We start from the raw sequence: 17,247 nt of genomic DNA, 5'->3' as shown, positions 1-17,247 counted from the left end.
TTAAACGTTAAGTTAATGACTTTATTAGCTTAAGTTTATTTTTCTAAGGTAAAGTGAGTTTATGTATCGAGTTGTTAATAAGCAAGCGCTTGCGAAGCGTTTGCTTATCTATTTTTTACCCCTACTACTTATTGGCGTGCTTGTTGGTGCGCCATTTTTGCTTTTATTTTTAGGCTCTTTTTCTTTATTAGTTTGGCATTATCATCAACTTTACCGACTCAGTGATTGGCTACTTAATCAACGCAGTTTTAACCCACCAGAAGGTGAAGGTGCATGGGAGCAAGTTTTTGAAGGAATTTATCATCTACAGCATCGCAATCGCAAAAAGAGAAATGAACTTGCAGATTTAATTCGCCGCTTTCGTGATGGTGCAGAAGCTGTCCCTGATGCTGTAGTGGTATTACAGCGGGATCTTAGTATTGTTTGGTGTAATCAATTGGCTTTAAAAATACTCGGTTTGCAATGGCCTGCTGATCATGGACAACGGTTAGATAACCTAATTCGCGATCCTAAATTTGCTAAATACATGCACCAAGAAAAATTTGATGAAGCCCTTGAACTTGAAAACTCACACAGTATTGAGCAAGTATTAGAATACCGTGTGATGCCATACGCAAGCTCACAGCTTATGGTGGTCGTAAGGGATGTTACTCGTTTAAAGCAGTTAGAACAAATGCGCAAAGACTTTGTTGCAAATGTGTCGCATGAGTTACGTACACCTTTGACGGTAGTGACAGGCTATTTAGAGATGTTTGATGGCGATATGATGCCACCACCTGCTATGTGGAATAAAGCACAGAATACCATGCTAGAGCAGTGTAAGCGTATGGATAGCTTAGTAAATCAATTATTGTCATTGTCACGCATCGAAGGTGTAAGACGACAAGACAATGATAAAGCAATCAATGTCCCTCAGTTATTAGCGTATATTCGTACTGAAGCTCAGTCACTAAATCAAGATAAAGGGCATGAACTCATATTTGAGGTTGATACTGAGCTTGATATTAAGGGCGCTGAGGATGAACTGCGCAGTGCGTTTTCTAACTTGGTGTTTAATGCTATTCATTACACTAAACCAGATGGAAAAATAACAGTAAGCTGGCAGCGGGTAGATAATCAAGCCGTTTTTTCTGTTGTTGATAATGGTGATGGCATAGCACCAGAGCATATCAACCGCCTCACTGAGCGGTTTTACCGTGTAGATAAAGCGAGAAGTCGCACAACGGGTGGATCAGGTTTAGGCTTGGCGATCACCAAGCATGTGCTTACACGCCATGATAGCCATTTACAAATAAAAAGTAAGCTTGGTGAGGGCTCATGCTTCTCTTTCTCGTTTTCAAAAGAGAAACTTGTAGAGAGTGAAAATTCAAAAATACTCGAAAGTCATAAAAGTGCAATAATTAAGTAATCTAACTGTCATTTAATGGCTTTAAAGTAGTCAGCAGTTAGGAAATGGGACGAACAAATCGGAGTAACCCCTATGAAATTTAAAAGTTTAGTTGCCGCAATGGGTGTGGCTGTTACAACATTAGTATCTGCACAAGCGCTAGCTTTAGATAAAACGATTCCTGAGTATGAGAAAACAACAGGTATTTCAGGTAACTTTTCATCAGTGGGCTCTGACACTCTTGCCAACATGATGACTTTTTGGGCTGAAGAATATAAGCGCTTCTACCCTAATGTAAATATTCAAATTCAGGCAGCTGGCTCTTCAACAGCACCACCGGCTTTAACTGAAGGTACTGCAAATTTCGGCCCTATGAGCCGTAAGATGAAGTCAAAAGAAATCGAATCGTTTGAAAAGCGTTACGGTTACAAGCCTACAGAAGTTCGTGTTGCAATTGATGCTCTTGCTGTATTTGTTCATAAAGATAACCCAATTGAAGGTCTTCGTATTGATCAGGTTGACGCTATCTTCTCATCAACGCGTAAATGTGGCGCATCAGATGAAGTATCTCGTTGGAGTGATGTAGGCTTAACTGGTGATTGGGCTGCTAAAGATATTCAGCTTTATGGTCGTAACTCTGTATCAGGCACGTATGGCTACTTTAAGAAAATGGCTTTATGTAAAGGCGATTTCCGTAACAACGTAAATGAACAGCCAGGTTCTGCATCAGTTGTTCAGTCAATTTCATCTTCTGTAAATGCAATCGGCTACTCAGGTATCGGTTACAAAACATCGGGTGTTCGTACTGTTCCACTGGCTAAGAAAGGTAACAAGTTCGTAGACGCTACACTTGATAACGTAGCAACAGGTAAATACCCGTTATCTCGTTTCTTGTACGTTTATATAAACAAGCACCCTAATAAACCACTTTCTCCAATTGATGCAGAGTTCCTTAAAATGGTACTTTCTCAAAGTGGTCAAAAAATTGTAGAAAAAGATGGATACGTACCATTGTCAGGTGCAATGGCAATGAGAGAGCTTAAAAAACTAGGCCTTTTATAATCATATAATTGATAATAATAAAAACCGCCTTTATTTTTATAAAGGCGGTTTTTTTATGGCTAGTAATAATACCTAACACTCAACTTCACACACTCGCTAAAGTTTGTTTTAATCGCTTACTAAGTTATTCATAATTTAGGTTAGTGAGTCGCGGTTTAGTGTTTGCTTGAGGGGAGGGAAGAAGCTTATCACATCAAGGTTGATAAGCTTGAAGCCATTATTTATTGCATTTCCCCTAGCTTCTCAGCATTGGCTTTGCATTGATTAAATGTTTCTATACATTTGGTACTGCATACCTTATGTGCCATGCCTTCTCCTGTGCTCTGTTGCTCACAGTTAAGTTCACATTGGTAATTTTGTTGTGCACATTGCTGCATTTCTGGATTTTCTATTTGGTTTTGGCAACCGAATAAAAGCCCAGCAAGTAAAGTGGTGCTGGCTATTTTAAGTAGTGAATTCATTTTTATCCCTAATTTTTTATATCAACTTGTAAGTTATCGATTAGCCTCACATTACCTAAATATGCAGCAGCTAAAATGACTAATTGTTCATCTTTTACAGTAGCGCTTTTTAAGGTATCGCGCTGTGCTATCTCAAAATAATCTGCTTTTAATCCTGCATCGTTCAGCATTTGCTTTGCTTGTTGGCAAAGAGCTGAAAAGTCATTTTGACCAGCTTTTAACTGCGCTGCAACATAAGATAATGTTTTAAATAAATTGGCCGCAGTGGCTTTTTGTAGGTCAGATAAGTAACCATTACGAGAGCTCATCGCAAGACCAGATACTTCACGAGTAGTCGCAACGCCTATCACCTCAACAGGGATAGATAAATCGCGCACCATCGTTTTAATAACTTGTAATTGCTGAAAATCTTTCTCACCGAAACAGGCAAAGTCAGGTTGAACCAAATTAAATAGCTTTGTTACTACAGTAGCCACGCCTTTAAAATGCCCAGGGCGTGAGCCGCCACAATAGCCCATTGATATATTTGGTACATCAACATAGCTTTGTGCGCCTAAACCATTAGGGTAAATGGTCTCTACACTTGGTGTAAAAACAATATCGGTGCCCAGTTCAGCGAGTCCTTGTTTATCAGCATTCAACGTACGCGGGTAATTGTCTAAGTCTTCACCTTCACCAAACTGCATTGGATTAACGAAAATACTTACAACAACTTTGTCAGCCATTGTTTTGGCTTTTTCTACTAGTGAGAAATGACCTTGATGCAGGTTTCCCATTGTAGGCACCAATGCGACGCTGAGGCCGACTTGACGCCATGCTTTAATTTGACTGCGTAATGATTTTATTTCAGTTATAGACTGCATTATTTAAACTCATGTTCAATGCTTGGGAAGGTGCCATTTTGAACATCAGCACAATATTTTTTTACGGCATCTGGCATATTGCCTGTTTCGAGTAAAAAGTTTTTCGAGAATTTAGGGATGTAACCTGCAGAAATCCCTACCAAATCATGCATCACTAATATTTGGCCATCGGTTTGATTCCCTGCGCCAATGCCAATTGTAGGAATACTGACCGCATCTGTAATACGTTTGGCAAGCTCAGAAGGGATACATTCAAGTACAATCATTTGTGCGCCTGCTTTTTCAAGAGCTTGTGCATCTGTAATCATTTTTTTAGCTTGCTCTTCTGCGCGACCTTGAATTTTAAAACCACCAAAAACATGCACAGACTGAGGCGTGAGTCCTAAGTGCCCACACACAGGAATACCTTGTTGTGTTAGGGCTGTGATTGAATCGTATAACCATTCACCCCCTTCTAACTTGACCATATTTGCCCCTGCACGCATTAGTTGCGCTGCATTTTCACAGCTTTTCTGCGGGTTTGAATAGGTCATAAACGGCATATCTGCAATGACAAATAAATCACGGCTGCCAGCACGGACGCAGCGAGTATGGTAGGCGATGTCTGTATTTGTTACCGCGAGGGTATCGTCACCACCTTGCAGTACCATACCGAGTGAATCACCTACTAAAACAACGTCAACACCGTTATCATAAAAGAGCTTCGCAAAGCTGGCATCGTAAGCGGTTAAAGCGGTTATTTTTTGTTGTTCTGCTTTCATCTTATTGAGAGTAGAGACTGTTATTTTAGACATAATATCCTCGTAGGCAACGCCCTGAAATTAATTACAGAGGTAATTGTTGTAATTCGTTTAATGCTAATGTTGCGGTAATATCTGTTAACTTCTCGCCAGTGGGCAAGGTAATATCAGGCGCAATTTTAAGTAATGGGTAGACGACAAATTCACGCTCAGTCAAACCATAATGGGGAACTGTTAGCCGTTCTGTGTTTATTACTTGATTTCCAAATAATAAAATATCGATATCCAGCGTCCGTGGACCCCAGCGCTCCTCTTTACGAACACGACCATGGTCCAGTTCAATTTTTTGTGTTAAATCAAGAAGCTGTTCGGGAGGGAGATTCGTTTTTATAGCCGCTACGGCATTGACATAGTCCGGCTGATCTTGCGGGCCCATCGGTTTGCTAGCATAGTGACGAGATACACTAATAAATTCGCAATGTGGAAGCGTTTGTAAGGCTAAAATAGCATTGTTTAATTGCTCACGAGGGGCGTTTAAATTCGCCCCTAGGCCTAGGTATACAGTTTCCATTTTATTACTCAGCTGCCGGTTTTGGGCTGCTACGACGACGTGAACGGCGTCGGCCTTTAGGTGCGCCTTGGCTCCCTAATGCTCTCACCATGTCTTTTTGGCCATTCATGTCTTTATTTAGGTATTCACTCCACCAATTTGCGAGTTCTTGGTGTTGATGTTCACCGGCTTGCACGCGTAAGAGTAAAAAGTCATAAGCGGCTTTAAAACGCGGTTGTTGAGTCAATCTAAATGCACGTTGGCCTGAACGTTTGTCTAAGCGTTGCTGTATATGCCAAATATCACGGGCGCCTAAGGTAAAACGCTTTGGTACGGCAATGTGTTGTGCGTTTTCACTGAGCACTTTATTCATTGCTTGGGTGTACGCATCATACTCTGAAAGTTGTTCACTGAGTTGTAGCTGTTTCGCTATTTTTAATAATGGGAACCACAGTAGAGCAGCAAAGATGAAAGCTGGCGTGACCTTTTTATCCGCGTTAATACGCTCATCTGTATTGCGGAACATCTGCTGAATAAGAGAATGTTCTAATCCCTCAGGATTTTTATCTAAGATTTTATCAAGTGCTGGGAATAATGACTTAAATAAATCATAGCGGCGTAACATAAGAAAGTTTTCTTCAGCTTTACCGTTTAAGAAAAGCTTTAACGTTTCTTCAAATAACCGCGCTGGAGGAATGTTATCAAGAAGGCTTGCCAGTTCTTTCATTGGCTTTTCAGTTGCAGGCGCAATAGTCATATCAAGCTTGGTGGCAAAGCGCACTGCACGTAACATGCGTACAGGGTCTTCTCTGTAGCGAGTTTGTGGATCGCCAATTAACTCAATTTGCCTTGCATTAATAGCGGCAATACCATTGGCAAAATCATGAATTGAGAAGTCATTAATAGAGTAATATAGGGCATTGATTGTAAAATCGCGGCGCTCGGCATCTTCTTCAATACTGCCAAAAACGTTATCTCGCAGCAATTGACCTTGATCGCTTGATTGGCTAATTTGGTTTTTGTCTTCAGCGGCTTCATGATGGCCACGCATTGTGGCTACTTCAATAATTTCGCGGCCAAAAACAATATGTGCTAAGCGGAATCGGCGACCAATTAAACGACAGTTACGAAATAGCTTTTTTACTTGCTCTGGCGTGGCGTTGGTTACAACATCAAAGTCTTTTGGCTGTTGCCCTAACAAAATATCACGAACACAACCACCAACAAGGTAGGCATCAAATCCTCCATCTTTCAGGCGGTATAATACCTTGATTGCATTAGGGCTAAATTGTTTACGAGAAATACCGTGCTCATTACGTCCAATAACCAAAGGCAAGGTTTGTTCTTGTTCTGGTTGATGTGTTTGAGTGCCATTTGGCCCAATAATTTGCCGACAAAATTGAAAAAGCTTGGAAATAATAATCTGTCTCCTACAGAACTCTGTTAAATGACGGCACATCCATCAAAAATCTAACCAAGTATAGCTGTATTTTGTTATTAACTGCACGAAGAATGTGCATACTTGGCGAAAAACGTACTGCGTTTAAGGTTTGCTAAAGTTGGGTATAATATACCAGTGCAGCTCAAAAATTAAGTTGAAGACTTTAAAATAAACACTATTTAGCGAATTTTTACTTAATTATGTGAGTAAACAGCGTTGCTTGATGATCTGCTGACTGAGAAATTTGAATTTGTGCTACTTTGGGTACATTTAATAATTGATAACGGGTAATTGCCCAATTCATCATTTGCTCAATGTTAACAGTTAGTAATTCTTGCTCGGGTGCTAAACCTAAAAATTGAAATGCATTAAATAATGCTGGTTTGGGTTGTTGTTTGCAAATAGCAGGCGCGTAGTTTTGCTTTGATAGTTTAAACCCCGGCTTGGCAACGGCCAAAGGAAGGTGGGCATAATTAGGGGCAATACTATCAAGTTGTTTAAATAAACTGAGCTGCCTGGCTGTAGGCTCTAATAAATCAGCACCACGCACGACATTTGTAATTCCTTGGGCAATATCATCCGCGACAACCACGAGTTGGTAAGCAAATAAACCATCGCTGCGCTTAATAATATAATCTTCTTGGGCGAGGTTAGAGTCAACGATAACATCGCCTTGAATAAGGTCGCGATATTGTGTTGTAGGGTGTTGTTGAATTAAGCGCAGAGCGCAATTACTGTTATCTAGGGAGCGACTTCTACAATGGCCTTGATATATTCCACCCAGTGCTTTGATTTGCTTGCGTGAGCAGTTGCAGGCATACACCAGGTTTTGGCTTTGTAGCTGCGAAATAGTGTGTTGGTATAACTCATGGCGCTGAGTTTGATAAACAACTTGCTCATCCCAATACAAGCCGTAGGCCTCTAATGTTCTGAGAATGTCATCAGCTGCGCCTTTTACTACGCGGGTTGTGTCTATATCTTCAATACGAACCAGCCAGCAGCCTTGATTATGTTTTGCATCAAGGTAACTGCCCACAGCCGCAACCAAAGAACCAAAATGAAGAGGCCCAGAAGGAGACGGCGCAAAGCGTCCGCGATAGTTGCGAGAAGGCGCAGTAACGGCTGTGGTAATAGACATGGCTTAACTTAAAAAGTTATTAACCACGTCCAGCTTGTTTTTCTTTGATTTCGGCAAGTGTTTTGCAGTCTACGCATAAATCAGCAGTAGGACGTGCTTCTAAACGACGGATACCAATTTCAATTCCGCATGATTCACAAAATCCAAAATCATCTTCTTTGATAAGGATAATTGTTTTTTCAATTTTTTTGATCAGTTTACGCTCACGGTCACGTGTTCTAAGTTCTAAAGAGAACTCTTCTTCTTGTGCAGCACGGTCAACTGGATCAGGAAAGTTAGCAGCTTCGTCTTGCATGTGCGATTTAGTGCGGTCTACTTCGTTGCGTAAATCGTTGCGCCATGCTTCCAAAATAGTTTTAAAATGAGCACGTTGTGCTTCATTCATATACTCTTCGCCCGGTTTTTCCTGGTACGGTTCTAATCCGGCCTGAGCCAATAACCCTAATTTTTTTTGGTCTGGCATAACTTTCTCCTAAATCCTTAATATAATGCCCAGCTTTAGCCGGCGGCTATAAATAACAGAATCCTATGGCCTAGGCAAATTTATTTTTAATTAATTAGCTGTGGTTAATTTGTTTTTACTGCTTTAAAAGGTATCAGGCGATTATTTTTGATTGCTTTTTAATCACAGTGTGATTTTTTAACTGGCCTAGTTATATGGGCAAATATAATTAATACAACTTAATTTTTTATTTGAGTTAAAAACTTTTTCGGTGAGCAACCATACCAGCGCTTAAATGCGCGTTGTAATACACTTTGTTCAGAAAAACCCAATCGGTTACTAACCTCCAGCACACTCACTTTATTAAGCAACATACGTTTAGCATGGTATTTGCGCAGCTCATCAACCAGCATTGAATAGTTGCAGCCTTGCTCAGTTAAATAACGTTGTAAGCTGCGTTTTTTAAAACCAAACTGTGTTGCAGCTTGTTCAACATTGGGTACATTAGGAAAGTGAGCGGTAATGTATGCTTTAAGCTGGTTTATACGGTCATCTTCACTGATCAGTTCAATCGCTTGCGCTGATAATAGTTGCTCTAGTTCTTGGTTCGCTGAATTGAGTGGACTACTAAGCATGTTACTTTTAAAGCTAAGCGTATTAGTTGTTGCATGGAACTCGATGGGACAATTAAATACAGCTTTATATGCGCGTAAACTCTCAGGCTTAGGCTCAGCTCTGGTAAGCTGTACCTTTATAAGTGACAAATCTGTATTTTTGAAACTGCAATATTTTGCGAAAGAAAGCCAACTACTGAATAGTTCATCAACCATATGGTGCTGGATTTGAGTGCTTGGGTACCAACTTAAATGACTCGTTTGGTGCTCGTGATGCAGTTGAATAATCCCTACATTCCGTACTAACGTATTAAGTTGTAAAGCGTGTTGTAGCACCTTGCCTAAAGAATCACTCACTAGTGCAATGTGGCCAAGTAAACCCCAGCTTTGCGTTTTTAAAGATTGGCCAAATTTTAATCCTATATGATCGCAACAAAGTTGTTGTGCTGCAAATGCCATTAACTGTTCATAGTCTGTAACTGGGTATTTATAGCGGCTATCATCGAGGTGTTTTGCTCGGTTGAGTAAGCGTTTATTTACTGCTTCTGGATCAAGCCCTTGGGCTATTAAAAAATGCACTAAGGAGCGGATTATTTGGCTACTGACAAAATACATTTTAGTTACTTTTTAATAAATAGATGGCATCAAGCTGCATTAGTTGGCGCGCAAAGTCAATTTTTTGCGTGGGGAGTCAAGATTTAGACCGTTTTATAGGGCATGGTAAAGGTTGGATAAAACAATAAATAACCTGAATTGAGGTTAACAGCTCTGCTAATTGTATCTAGCATTGAGATTAACCAACAAGGAACCACAATGAAACTTCACACACTCTCTATTAGTATTGCAGCAGCGTTATTATTAACTGCATGCGGCTCGGATAATGACAACAATACTGTTGAGCCACCACCTGTAGTGGTTGAGACCAGCCCAGAACACGCACCAGTTATTACGGCATTTGATGATGATAACTCGCTCGATGCGAATATTCGCTGGACGACCTTTGGGGTGCCTCATATTGAGGCTGATAACTTAGAAAGCTTAGCATTTGGCAGTGGTTATGCGTATGCAAAAGATCATGCCTGCTTATTGCTTGATCAAATAGTAAAAACCCGCGGCGAACGTGCTAAGTTTTATGGCCCAGACAAAGTACCTGGCAGTGGTGATTCAGCGCATTTAATCTCTGATTTTGGTTATAAAGCTTTAGGCGTAAATGCCTACGCTAAAGAGCATTACAGTGAACTAAACGATGCTAGCCGCGCGCATTATGAAGGTTTTGTCCAAGGGTTTAACAAATATGTGAGCGATACTGGTACTGATAACTTAGCCCCAGAGTGCGCATCGCAGCCGTGGGTGTTTGAATTAACTCCAGAAGATATGTTGGCATACGCCATGGCGACAGTGCAGCTTGCAAGTTCAGCTAACTTTTTAGATCTGGCATTTTTAGCCAACCCTGGGGACGATAGCGAATATTTACCTACCCCGAAAGAGTCAGCACCTAGTGCAGTTTCAAGCGTTGTTAAAAATATCAATCAACAAGCTAAAAGCTTTAAACTAGAGAAAAAGTACGAGCATTTAGGGTCGAATGGCTGGGGTGTTGGCAAAGATAAAATGGCCAATGGTAAAGGGGGCTTATTAGCCAATCCGCACTTTCCTCACGAAGGTAACCTACGATTTTGGCAATCACATTTGACTATACCAGGTGCGATGAATGTGATGGGCGGCAGCTTGCAGGGGATGCCCGGGGTAATCAACATTGGTTTTAATGAGCATGTTGCCTGGACGCACACATTTTCAACCGCACGACATTTTTTAATCTATCAATTAGCGCTAAATGAAAACGACCGAATGAGTTACAGCGTTGAAGGCGATAACCACACCATTACAACTAAAAAAGTATCTGTCGAAGTCGCGGTTGCGCCGGGTATGACAATCGAGCTGGAAAAAGACTTTTATTACAGCCACCACGGCTTAATGATTGAAACACCGGCTGCAAACGGCTTGGGCTGGGATGATAGCCAAGCGTTTACTATTAAAGATGCCAATGAGTTCAATATGGACGTGGTTGCTCAGTGGTCAGCTTTAAACCAAGCGCGCAGCCTAGATGACATGAAAGCCTCGTTTGCACAGTTTGACGGCGTGTCGTTTAACAATACAATGGCAACGGATAAAGACGGTAATGTGTTTTTCGTTGATGACAGCACAGTACTTAATGTGGGTGATACCGCTAATATGGCGATTCGTATTCAGCCTGAGCTCGTTGCACTGCGCGAATCGACCGGGTTTGATTTAGTACCAGGTAACTTAAAGTTATTTGAAGCTGATGGCAATGTGCCGTTTGAAAAAGCGCCGCAGTTAAACCGTACCGACTATGTGCAAAATTCTAACGACAGTTATTGGGTAACCAATCCAGAGCAACCATTACTCGGTTTTGCTGCACAATATGGTGATGTACACAAACCGCTTTCATTGCGAACCCGAATGGCCTTACAGCTGTTAAAAGATGGCGGTGGTGAAGATGGTTTATTCACTCTTGACGAGCTTGAAACGGCGCTTGTTGGCGATCGCATTTATCTTGGTGAGCTGGTGTTTGAACAGCTGGTTGCTCAGTGCCAAGCGCAAGGTGACACGCCTGTCATGTTAAGTAATGGTGATAGTATCGACCTAACGCAAGCGTGCAGTGTGTTAGCGCAGTGGAATGGCGCAATGAATCTAGAGACTAAAGGTGCGGCCCTAATCCGTGAGTTTGCTCATTTATTTGATGCAGATACGTTGCTTGCAGATAATTTTGATGTCACAAACCCTGCGAGCACACCGAATACTTTGCGTATTGACGGCTCTGCCTTGGCTACCTTGGCACATGCTGTTGCTACATTACAAAGTAATGGGATCGCACTTGATGCAACCCTTGCGCAGATGCAATTTGTAGAGAAAACGCTCGCAGGTGGTAATGCCTCAGGGGAAAAACTACCGTGGAGCGGCCCTATGCATGTTGAAGGTGGATTCAATGTGTTTCGATTCGATCGTAGCGGTACGACTCGTTCAACTTTGATCCCTTACATTGATCATCAAGCGTTAAATGACGCTATTACGGGTGAACCACTGCGCTCAAACCTAAGTAGTGCAGGTTATCCGGTCAATTATGGTTCTAGCTGGATGTTTGTGATGAACTTCACCGACGATGGCCCGGTTGCCAAAGGGCTATTAACGATGTCGCAAAGCTCAGACTCAACGTCGGATCATTTTGATGATCAATCACGTTTTTACTCTGAAAATGCCACGCTTAGGCCATTATTGTTCAAAGATGAAGATATTAACCTTAATTTGATTGCTGAAATGGATATTTCACTAACTAAGGAATAAATGCCACTCTCTCGGCCAGAGTAACTTCTCTGGCCGAAATTTTCGCTTTGTAAGCCAATACCTCAACACCTTTAGCAATCGCCTCTGTTAGTAACTGGGCGTACTTTTCATCGATATGTTTAGCTGCACTCACTTGTGTGATGCCCTCATGCAACACAGCAAACAATAATACTGCACGATGGCCTTGTTCAACCATTTCTATTAATTCGCGAATATGTTTTTGCCCGCGTAACGTTTGCGCATCAGGAAAATAGCCTTGGCCCGTTTCTGGCGCGTCTTGGCTTAATAACGTGACTGATTTCACTTCGACATAACAATTTGGGCGATTAGGGTCGCTGAGTAAAAAGTCGATACGGCTGTTCTCTTGACCGTATTTTACTTCGCTTTGTAATTGCGCATAACCGCTCAGTTCAGCAATTCTTTTGTTTTGCAGTGCTTCATCGACCACTCTATTTGCAAGCGCCGTATTAACACAAATGAGGTGTTGAAACTGATTTTGAGTGAGCTCTAAAGAATGCGGATATTTACGTTTTGTATTATCACTGGTTGAGTAAAATGCGTTGAATTCAGGCTCGGCGCAGCCTGTCATTTTACCAGTGTTAGCGCAATGTGCAGTGAACTCAGTGCCATCCACTAAGCGTAAATCGGCTAAAAATCGTTTGTAGCGCTTGATTAATGTGGCTGGTTGTAAAGGCTTAGCAAATTTCATTATTTAGTCTCAATCAGTTGGGAAGTTGTGCCAGCTATAGTAGACTCAGTGCCACTAATTAGCGCAAAGAGTATTCTAACATGTCTGAAAAATTTGTTGTTCAATTAAGCGAACAAGCGGCTGCATCTCATTGGGGCGAAAACGCCACACTTTCATTTAACGAGCAGGGCGCCACGGTTCATTTAGCCGAGCAAGAGACCTTAAAAAACGTGCAAAAAGCGGCGCGTACCATTGCCAATCAAGGTGTTAAAAATGTGGTTTTAGCTGGCGATTGCTGGTGCACTGAAACACAATGGGCATTTTATCAAGGCTTTGTTTCTCCTAAAACGTTAGCAGGCGTTGAGTTTGCACAAAATGCTAAAACAGATAGCCAAGAACTTAATTCATTACTGCGTTCTGCCACTTGGGCACGTGAAATGATCAATGGCACAGCAGATGATATTTTTCCTGAAAGCCTTGCTGGTAAAGCGGCTGAATTTATTCAATCACTTGCACCTGAGCATGTTAGCTACCAAATTATTAAAGGCGATGCGTTGCTTGAGCAGCAATGGATTGGTATTCATGCTGTTGGTCGTGGCAGTGAGCGTCCGCCAGTATTACTAGCATTAGACTACAACCCAACTGGGGACGACAATGCACCAGTTGACGCGGCTTTAGTGGGCAAAGGTATCACGTTTGACTCAGGCGGTTACTCAATTAAGTCAAGTGAAGGCATGCTGGGCATGAAATGCGATATGGGTGGTGCAGCCACTGTTACTGCTGGTCTTGCCTTAGCTATTAGCCGTGGTATTAATAAACGTATTAAGTTATTTTTATGCTGCGCAGAGAACATGATTTCTGGCCATGCATATAAACTAGGTGACATTCTTACTTATAAAAATGGCACAACGGTTGAAATTGTAAATACCGATGCTGAAGGGCGCCTAGTACTAGCTGATGGTCTTATGGCTGCCGGAGAAACCGGTGCACCGCTTATTATCAATGCTGCAACTCTAACAGGCGCTGCACTGGTTGCAGTTGGTCAAGAGTACAATGCATTATTTGGTCTTGATAAAGAGTTTGTACGTGAAGTTGAAGGCTTTGCAGAGCAAGAAATGGAAGCTGGCTGGCCATTACCACTTGAAAAGTGGCATCAACAAAACTGCCCATCACCTTATGCTGATACGGCAAATAGCCGAGCACAAAAGGGTGGCGGTTATGGCGGCGCATCAAATGCGGCAGGTTTCTTATCACGCTTTGTACCAAATGATGGCAAAGGCTGGGTACATATTGATTTAGCAGCTGCGTTTAATATGGGGAGTACAGGTCAATGGGCTGCAGGTGCAACAACTGTTGGTATGCGTACAGTTGCCCGTACACTGCTTGAAAAAGCGTAATTTAGCTATTTAAAGCGGCTTAATAAGCATTATTGATGAAAGTAGCACCTTGTGAAAATAAAGTGCTATTTTTTTTAAAGAGCTCATTGTGCTGTACGTTTAGATTCGTTTTTAGCTGATAACCATTAAAAATCCCCCGCAAACAAGCTTTTTATCCTAATTTAAGTTAAAATCTCGCCCCACAGCTTTTCAGGTGGTTAACTTTGTCTTGCTTAGACTACACTTGATTGAACTACATACACTGGGGTTTCTATTATGTCTGATAAGACTTACATCACGGCGCAACAATTACTTGAAGATTCTTTTCGCGTTGCCGCACAAGTTTACCAAGACGGTTTTCGTCCTGATTTTATTATTGGTATTTGGCGCGGTGGTGCACCAATTGGTATTGCAGTGCAAGAATACTATGATTATAAAGGCATAGAAACTGATCATATCGCAGTACGTACATCTTCGTATTACGGTATTAACCAGCAATCAAAAGAGATCAAAGTTCACGGTTTACATTACATTATTGAAAATGCCAATGCCGGTGATTCGCTACTTATTGTCGATGATGTTTTTGACTCTGGCCGTAGTATTTTTGCATTAAAAGAAAAGCTTTCAGAGTTAATGCGTTTAAATTTACCAAAAGATATTCGTGTAGCATGCCCATACTACAAGCCGAAAAACTCAAAAGTTGATATGAAACCAGATTACTACATTCATGAATCTGAAGAGTGGCTCGTTTTCCCGCATGAGTTATCAGGGTTAACGCCTGATGAGATCATCGAAGGTAAAACGGATCTTGCAAAAATTCATGATTTATTGCTAGAAAAGTAAATTCAAGTATTACTCATACAATATAAAAGGCCTTTAATAGGCCTTTTTTATTGTATGTAATTATTTATCTAAAATATTATTTATATATTTCAAATGCTTCTTTTAACCTTGCAATGTGCGAATAAATATAACTACTCGACATTCTATCTTGGTTAAAGAAAGTATTGTCAAGGTCAATAGATGAGGTAGGTGTAACTGCACTTGTTCTATTAATTAAGTTAACATCTTGGTTTATAACAGTGTTCACACTGTGACTCCAATTTTTTGTGCCTTTGACTTGCCAATTACCTGCGCTCATATCTTTACGAGGCGATAGTGGGATGCTAAAACCAATGCCTACTTTTTGCACATCGGTATCTATGTACATTAATCGTAAATTTGCATCACCGAACCAAAATTTAGTTTCAAGTTTATAGCCTGTATCTTCATTCCAGAACTGCCCGCCAGTTATATGAAAAGATACATCTTTTTCAGCCCATAAATAACGGTATGAAAGTAATGAGTAATCACGTTTATCTGTGTTGTAATCTTTATATTCAAAATAGCCTATTTTAGCTTTTAATTTATGAGCACCAGCAGGGCTTTGCCATGCCGTTTCATTAGTTATACCCATAAAGTCAAAGTAATCTTGAAATAGTCCAATCTGAGTTTGGTTATAGATATTAAACGGTAGTGAAAACGTCTGGTAAGCGACCGCACGCGTAATCCCCGTTTCTTGGCGTGAGTTAGAGAAAATTTTGCGATCTTCAAAGTGACTTGTATTAGCTACATTTACTTGGCCAGTTACATTTATACCTGCACCTTGCCAAATAGGAATATTTAAGTCGGCTTGTAGTGCTAATGAATAATCGAGTACGCCAAACTCTGTTGCGTGCCTAGATGATAAAGAAGGTGAAAATGTTACCCTTGGAACAAAGTAAGGGCTTGTCGTTGTTGTGTTTCCAGCCCATTTGATAGATTGCGTATCTTGACTAGTAAATTGAGTTTTAACGAGTAAATCAGGCGTTATATTTTCACTGATAAAGCGTCGGTAATTTTCCAGTTGCCCACTTACTTGTAGTATAGGTATGTCTAATTTTGATAAACGAACAATAAAGTCGTTATTTCCTTTAGGGAAGTGCTCAGTAATACGGCCTAGCACGAGTCCTAAAGCGTCAATTTCATTTCGGTTATAAACCGAATTTTCAAATTCAACTATTATTAAATCACTTTCAGATAAACCCACGCGCAGATTTTCGAAACCATCATTGCTTAAAGCTGATTTTAAGCCGTGTATGTTTTGATTATTACTTTTATTGGCTTGATCTATTTTTTTAGACTTGGATACAGTTTGCGGTGAATTTAAGTTTGCTAAAGCACTCACTTGAAATTGTGGTTTTCTATCTTTTTTTGCTACAGAAGGTGTTTGTATAGTATCAGGTATAGGGGCTGCTTTAGGTTGTGTATAGTTGCTTTGAGCTTCATTACTTAGCGGCATACTGATGTTTACTCCCCAATAAGTGTCTTCATCAGCAAGTTCGGTATTTGAATAAAAGCGGGTATTCAGAGACACAGTTGCAATGTCATAAAGCCACTCTTTAGGAACAGTCACTTTAGCACCCAAATTAAAAGCCTCTGAGTCATGCTCTGCAAGGATAGATAGCCAAGTGAAGGGCTGATATTCAACACCTGCAAAAGCGCCATCAAGTTGACCTATGGTCGCGTCAGAGCTTCCCATGCCCGCACTAAAACGAAAGTCCCATAACTCTTTTGAAACTACAGCATAATATGCTTCATAATTATTAGCCGCGCCGCCTATGTCTTTTGCACCAATAGCAACAGTAAACCAGTCTGTAGGGATAAAAGGGATTTGATACTTGGCATTAAAAGAGAGATCGCGAATTTGCCCGTCATTTTCGTAGCTATAAAGGTTATCATGCATAGACGACGAAGTAATTCTACCGCTTACCTCTAGGCCGTCAAAAAGCCCCGCAGAAAATGTGAAGTTATGGCCATCGGTGTATTTATCTCTTATTTCCAGCTGGTTGCTGTAGCCTATATCAATATCGCCTTTATTCATTACGGCCGCTGTGGGAGTATGAAAAATTCCAGTAAAACCATTAAATGCAATGCCATGATTTAAATCATTAGCAGCAAAAGCAGAAGAGCTGGCACCAATTGCACAAAGTGTCGCGAGAGTTTTTTTATAATAAGTCACGTGATTAACCAATTTAGATTTAAATGAGGTTTTAAATTTTAAAACCCAAAGTTACTTCTACCATAATATAAATGAAGCAATAACT

15 protein-coding genes are annotated in these 17,247 nt (G+C 40.9%); 5 read left to right on the top strand and 10 right to left on the bottom strand.

What is annotated here, in order from left to right; all coding sequences use genetic code 11:
* The first annotated feature begins 61 nt into the window (after positions 1-61).
* A complete protein-coding gene (gene phoR, locus ACHUE3_RS10670; protein ID WP_394192395.1) occupies positions 62-1,408 on the top strand; it encodes a phosphate regulon sensor histidine kinase PhoR in 1,347 nt (448 codons plus the stop codon).
* A gap of 72 nt (positions 1,409-1,480) precedes the next feature.
* Positions 1,481-2,449: a PstS family phosphate ABC transporter substrate-binding protein gene (locus ACHUE3_RS10665; RefSeq protein ID WP_394192394.1), complete on the top strand. Its 969-nt coding sequence runs from the start codon at positions 1,481-1,483 to the stop codon at positions 2,447-2,449.
* 221 nt (positions 2,450-2,670) lie between these two features.
* Here ACHUE3_RS10665 and ACHUE3_RS10660 read toward each other — a convergent pair whose 3' ends face one another.
* The 8 genes from ACHUE3_RS10660 to ACHUE3_RS10625 form a co-directional block, all read right to left on the bottom strand.
* Positions 2,671-2,910, bottom strand: a complete 240-nt coding sequence (locus ACHUE3_RS10660; RefSeq protein ID WP_394192393.1) for a hypothetical protein — start codon at positions 2,908-2,910, stop codon at positions 2,671-2,673.
* 8 nt (positions 2,911-2,918) lie between these two features.
* Entirely contained in the window at positions 2,919-3,773 is an 855-nt protein-coding gene (gene panC, locus ACHUE3_RS10655; protein WP_394192392.1) for a pantoate--beta-alanine ligase, read from the bottom strand.
* The gene (gene panB / locus ACHUE3_RS10650; protein WP_394192391.1) at positions 3,773-4,567 is read right to left on the bottom strand and encodes a 3-methyl-2-oxobutanoate hydroxymethyltransferase; all 795 of its coding nucleotides are present in this window, start codon (positions 4,565-4,567) and stop codon (positions 3,773-3,775) included. Before panB ends, panC begins: the two co-directional genes overlap by 1 nt.
* 31 nt (positions 4,568-4,598) lie before the next feature.
* A complete protein-coding gene (gene folK, locus ACHUE3_RS10645; RefSeq protein WP_394192390.1) occupies positions 4,599-5,084 on the bottom strand; it encodes a 2-amino-4-hydroxy-6-hydroxymethyldihydropteridine diphosphokinase in 486 nt (161 codons plus the stop codon).
* 4 nt (positions 5,085-5,088) lie between these two features.
* Positions 5,089-6,522, bottom strand: coding sequence for a polynucleotide adenylyltransferase PcnB (gene pcnB / locus ACHUE3_RS10640; RefSeq protein WP_394192389.1), 1,434 nt, complete (start codon positions 6,520-6,522; stop codon positions 5,089-5,091).
* A 172-nt stretch (positions 6,523-6,694) separates the two neighbouring features.
* The gene (gene gluQRS / locus ACHUE3_RS10635; protein ID WP_394192388.1) at positions 6,695-7,642 is read right to left on the bottom strand and encodes a tRNA glutamyl-Q(34) synthetase GluQRS; all 948 of its coding nucleotides are present in this window, start codon (positions 7,640-7,642) and stop codon (positions 6,695-6,697) included.
* Positions 7,643-7,661: 19 nt separating this feature from the next.
* The gene (gene dksA, locus ACHUE3_RS10630) at positions 7,662-8,105 is read right to left on the bottom strand and encodes an RNA polymerase-binding protein DksA (RefSeq protein ID WP_058560218.1); all 444 of its coding nucleotides are present in this window, start codon (positions 8,103-8,105) and stop codon (positions 7,662-7,664) included.
* Positions 8,106-8,323: 218 nt separating this feature from the next.
* Positions 8,324-9,313 (bottom strand): AraC family transcriptional regulator, encoded by a 990-nt coding sequence (locus tag ACHUE3_RS10625; RefSeq protein WP_394192387.1) that lies wholly within the window; start codon positions 9,311-9,313, stop codon positions 8,324-8,326.
* A gap of 198 nt (positions 9,314-9,511) precedes the next feature.
* On the opposite strand from ACHUE3_RS10625, the gene ACHUE3_RS10620 reads away from it, so the two are divergent.
* The gene (locus tag ACHUE3_RS10620) at positions 9,512-12,058 is read left to right on the top strand and encodes a penicillin acylase family protein (RefSeq protein WP_394192386.1); all 2,547 of its coding nucleotides are present in this window, start codon (positions 9,512-9,514) and stop codon (positions 12,056-12,058) included.
* On the opposite strand, the gene sfsA is transcribed toward ACHUE3_RS10620, so the two are convergent.
* Positions 12,048-12,767, bottom strand: a complete 720-nt coding sequence (gene sfsA / locus ACHUE3_RS10615; protein WP_394192385.1) for a DNA/RNA nuclease SfsA — start codon at positions 12,765-12,767, stop codon at positions 12,048-12,050. The two genes, ACHUE3_RS10620 and sfsA, sit on opposite strands and share 11 nt — an antisense overlap.
* Before the next feature lie 80 nt (positions 12,768-12,847).
* On the opposite strand from sfsA, the gene pepB reads away from it, so the two are divergent.
* A complete protein-coding gene (gene pepB, locus ACHUE3_RS10610) occupies positions 12,848-14,143 on the top strand; it encodes an aminopeptidase PepB (protein WP_394192384.1) in 1,296 nt (431 codons plus the stop codon).
* 255 nt (positions 14,144-14,398) lie between these two features.
* Positions 14,399-14,965, top strand: a complete 567-nt coding sequence (locus ACHUE3_RS10605) for a phosphoribosyltransferase (protein WP_099294960.1) — start codon at positions 14,399-14,401, stop codon at positions 14,963-14,965.
* A 76-nt stretch (positions 14,966-15,041) separates the two neighbouring features.
* Here the strand turns inward: ACHUE3_RS10605 and ACHUE3_RS10600 are convergent, their stop codons facing one another.
* Positions 15,042-17,162: a YjbH domain-containing protein gene (locus ACHUE3_RS10600; RefSeq protein ID WP_394192383.1), complete on the bottom strand. Its 2,121-nt coding sequence runs from the start codon at positions 17,160-17,162 to the stop codon at positions 15,042-15,044.
* Positions 17,163-17,247: the final 85 nt, after the last annotated feature.

The organism is Pseudoalteromonas atlantica, from assembly GCF_043641955.1.
Classification (GTDB): Bacteria; Pseudomonadota; Gammaproteobacteria; order Enterobacterales; family Alteromonadaceae; genus Pseudoalteromonas; species Pseudoalteromonas atlantica_A.
Note: the sequence above shows the minus strand (reverse complement) of the source record. Positions and strands in the feature narration are given on the sequence as shown.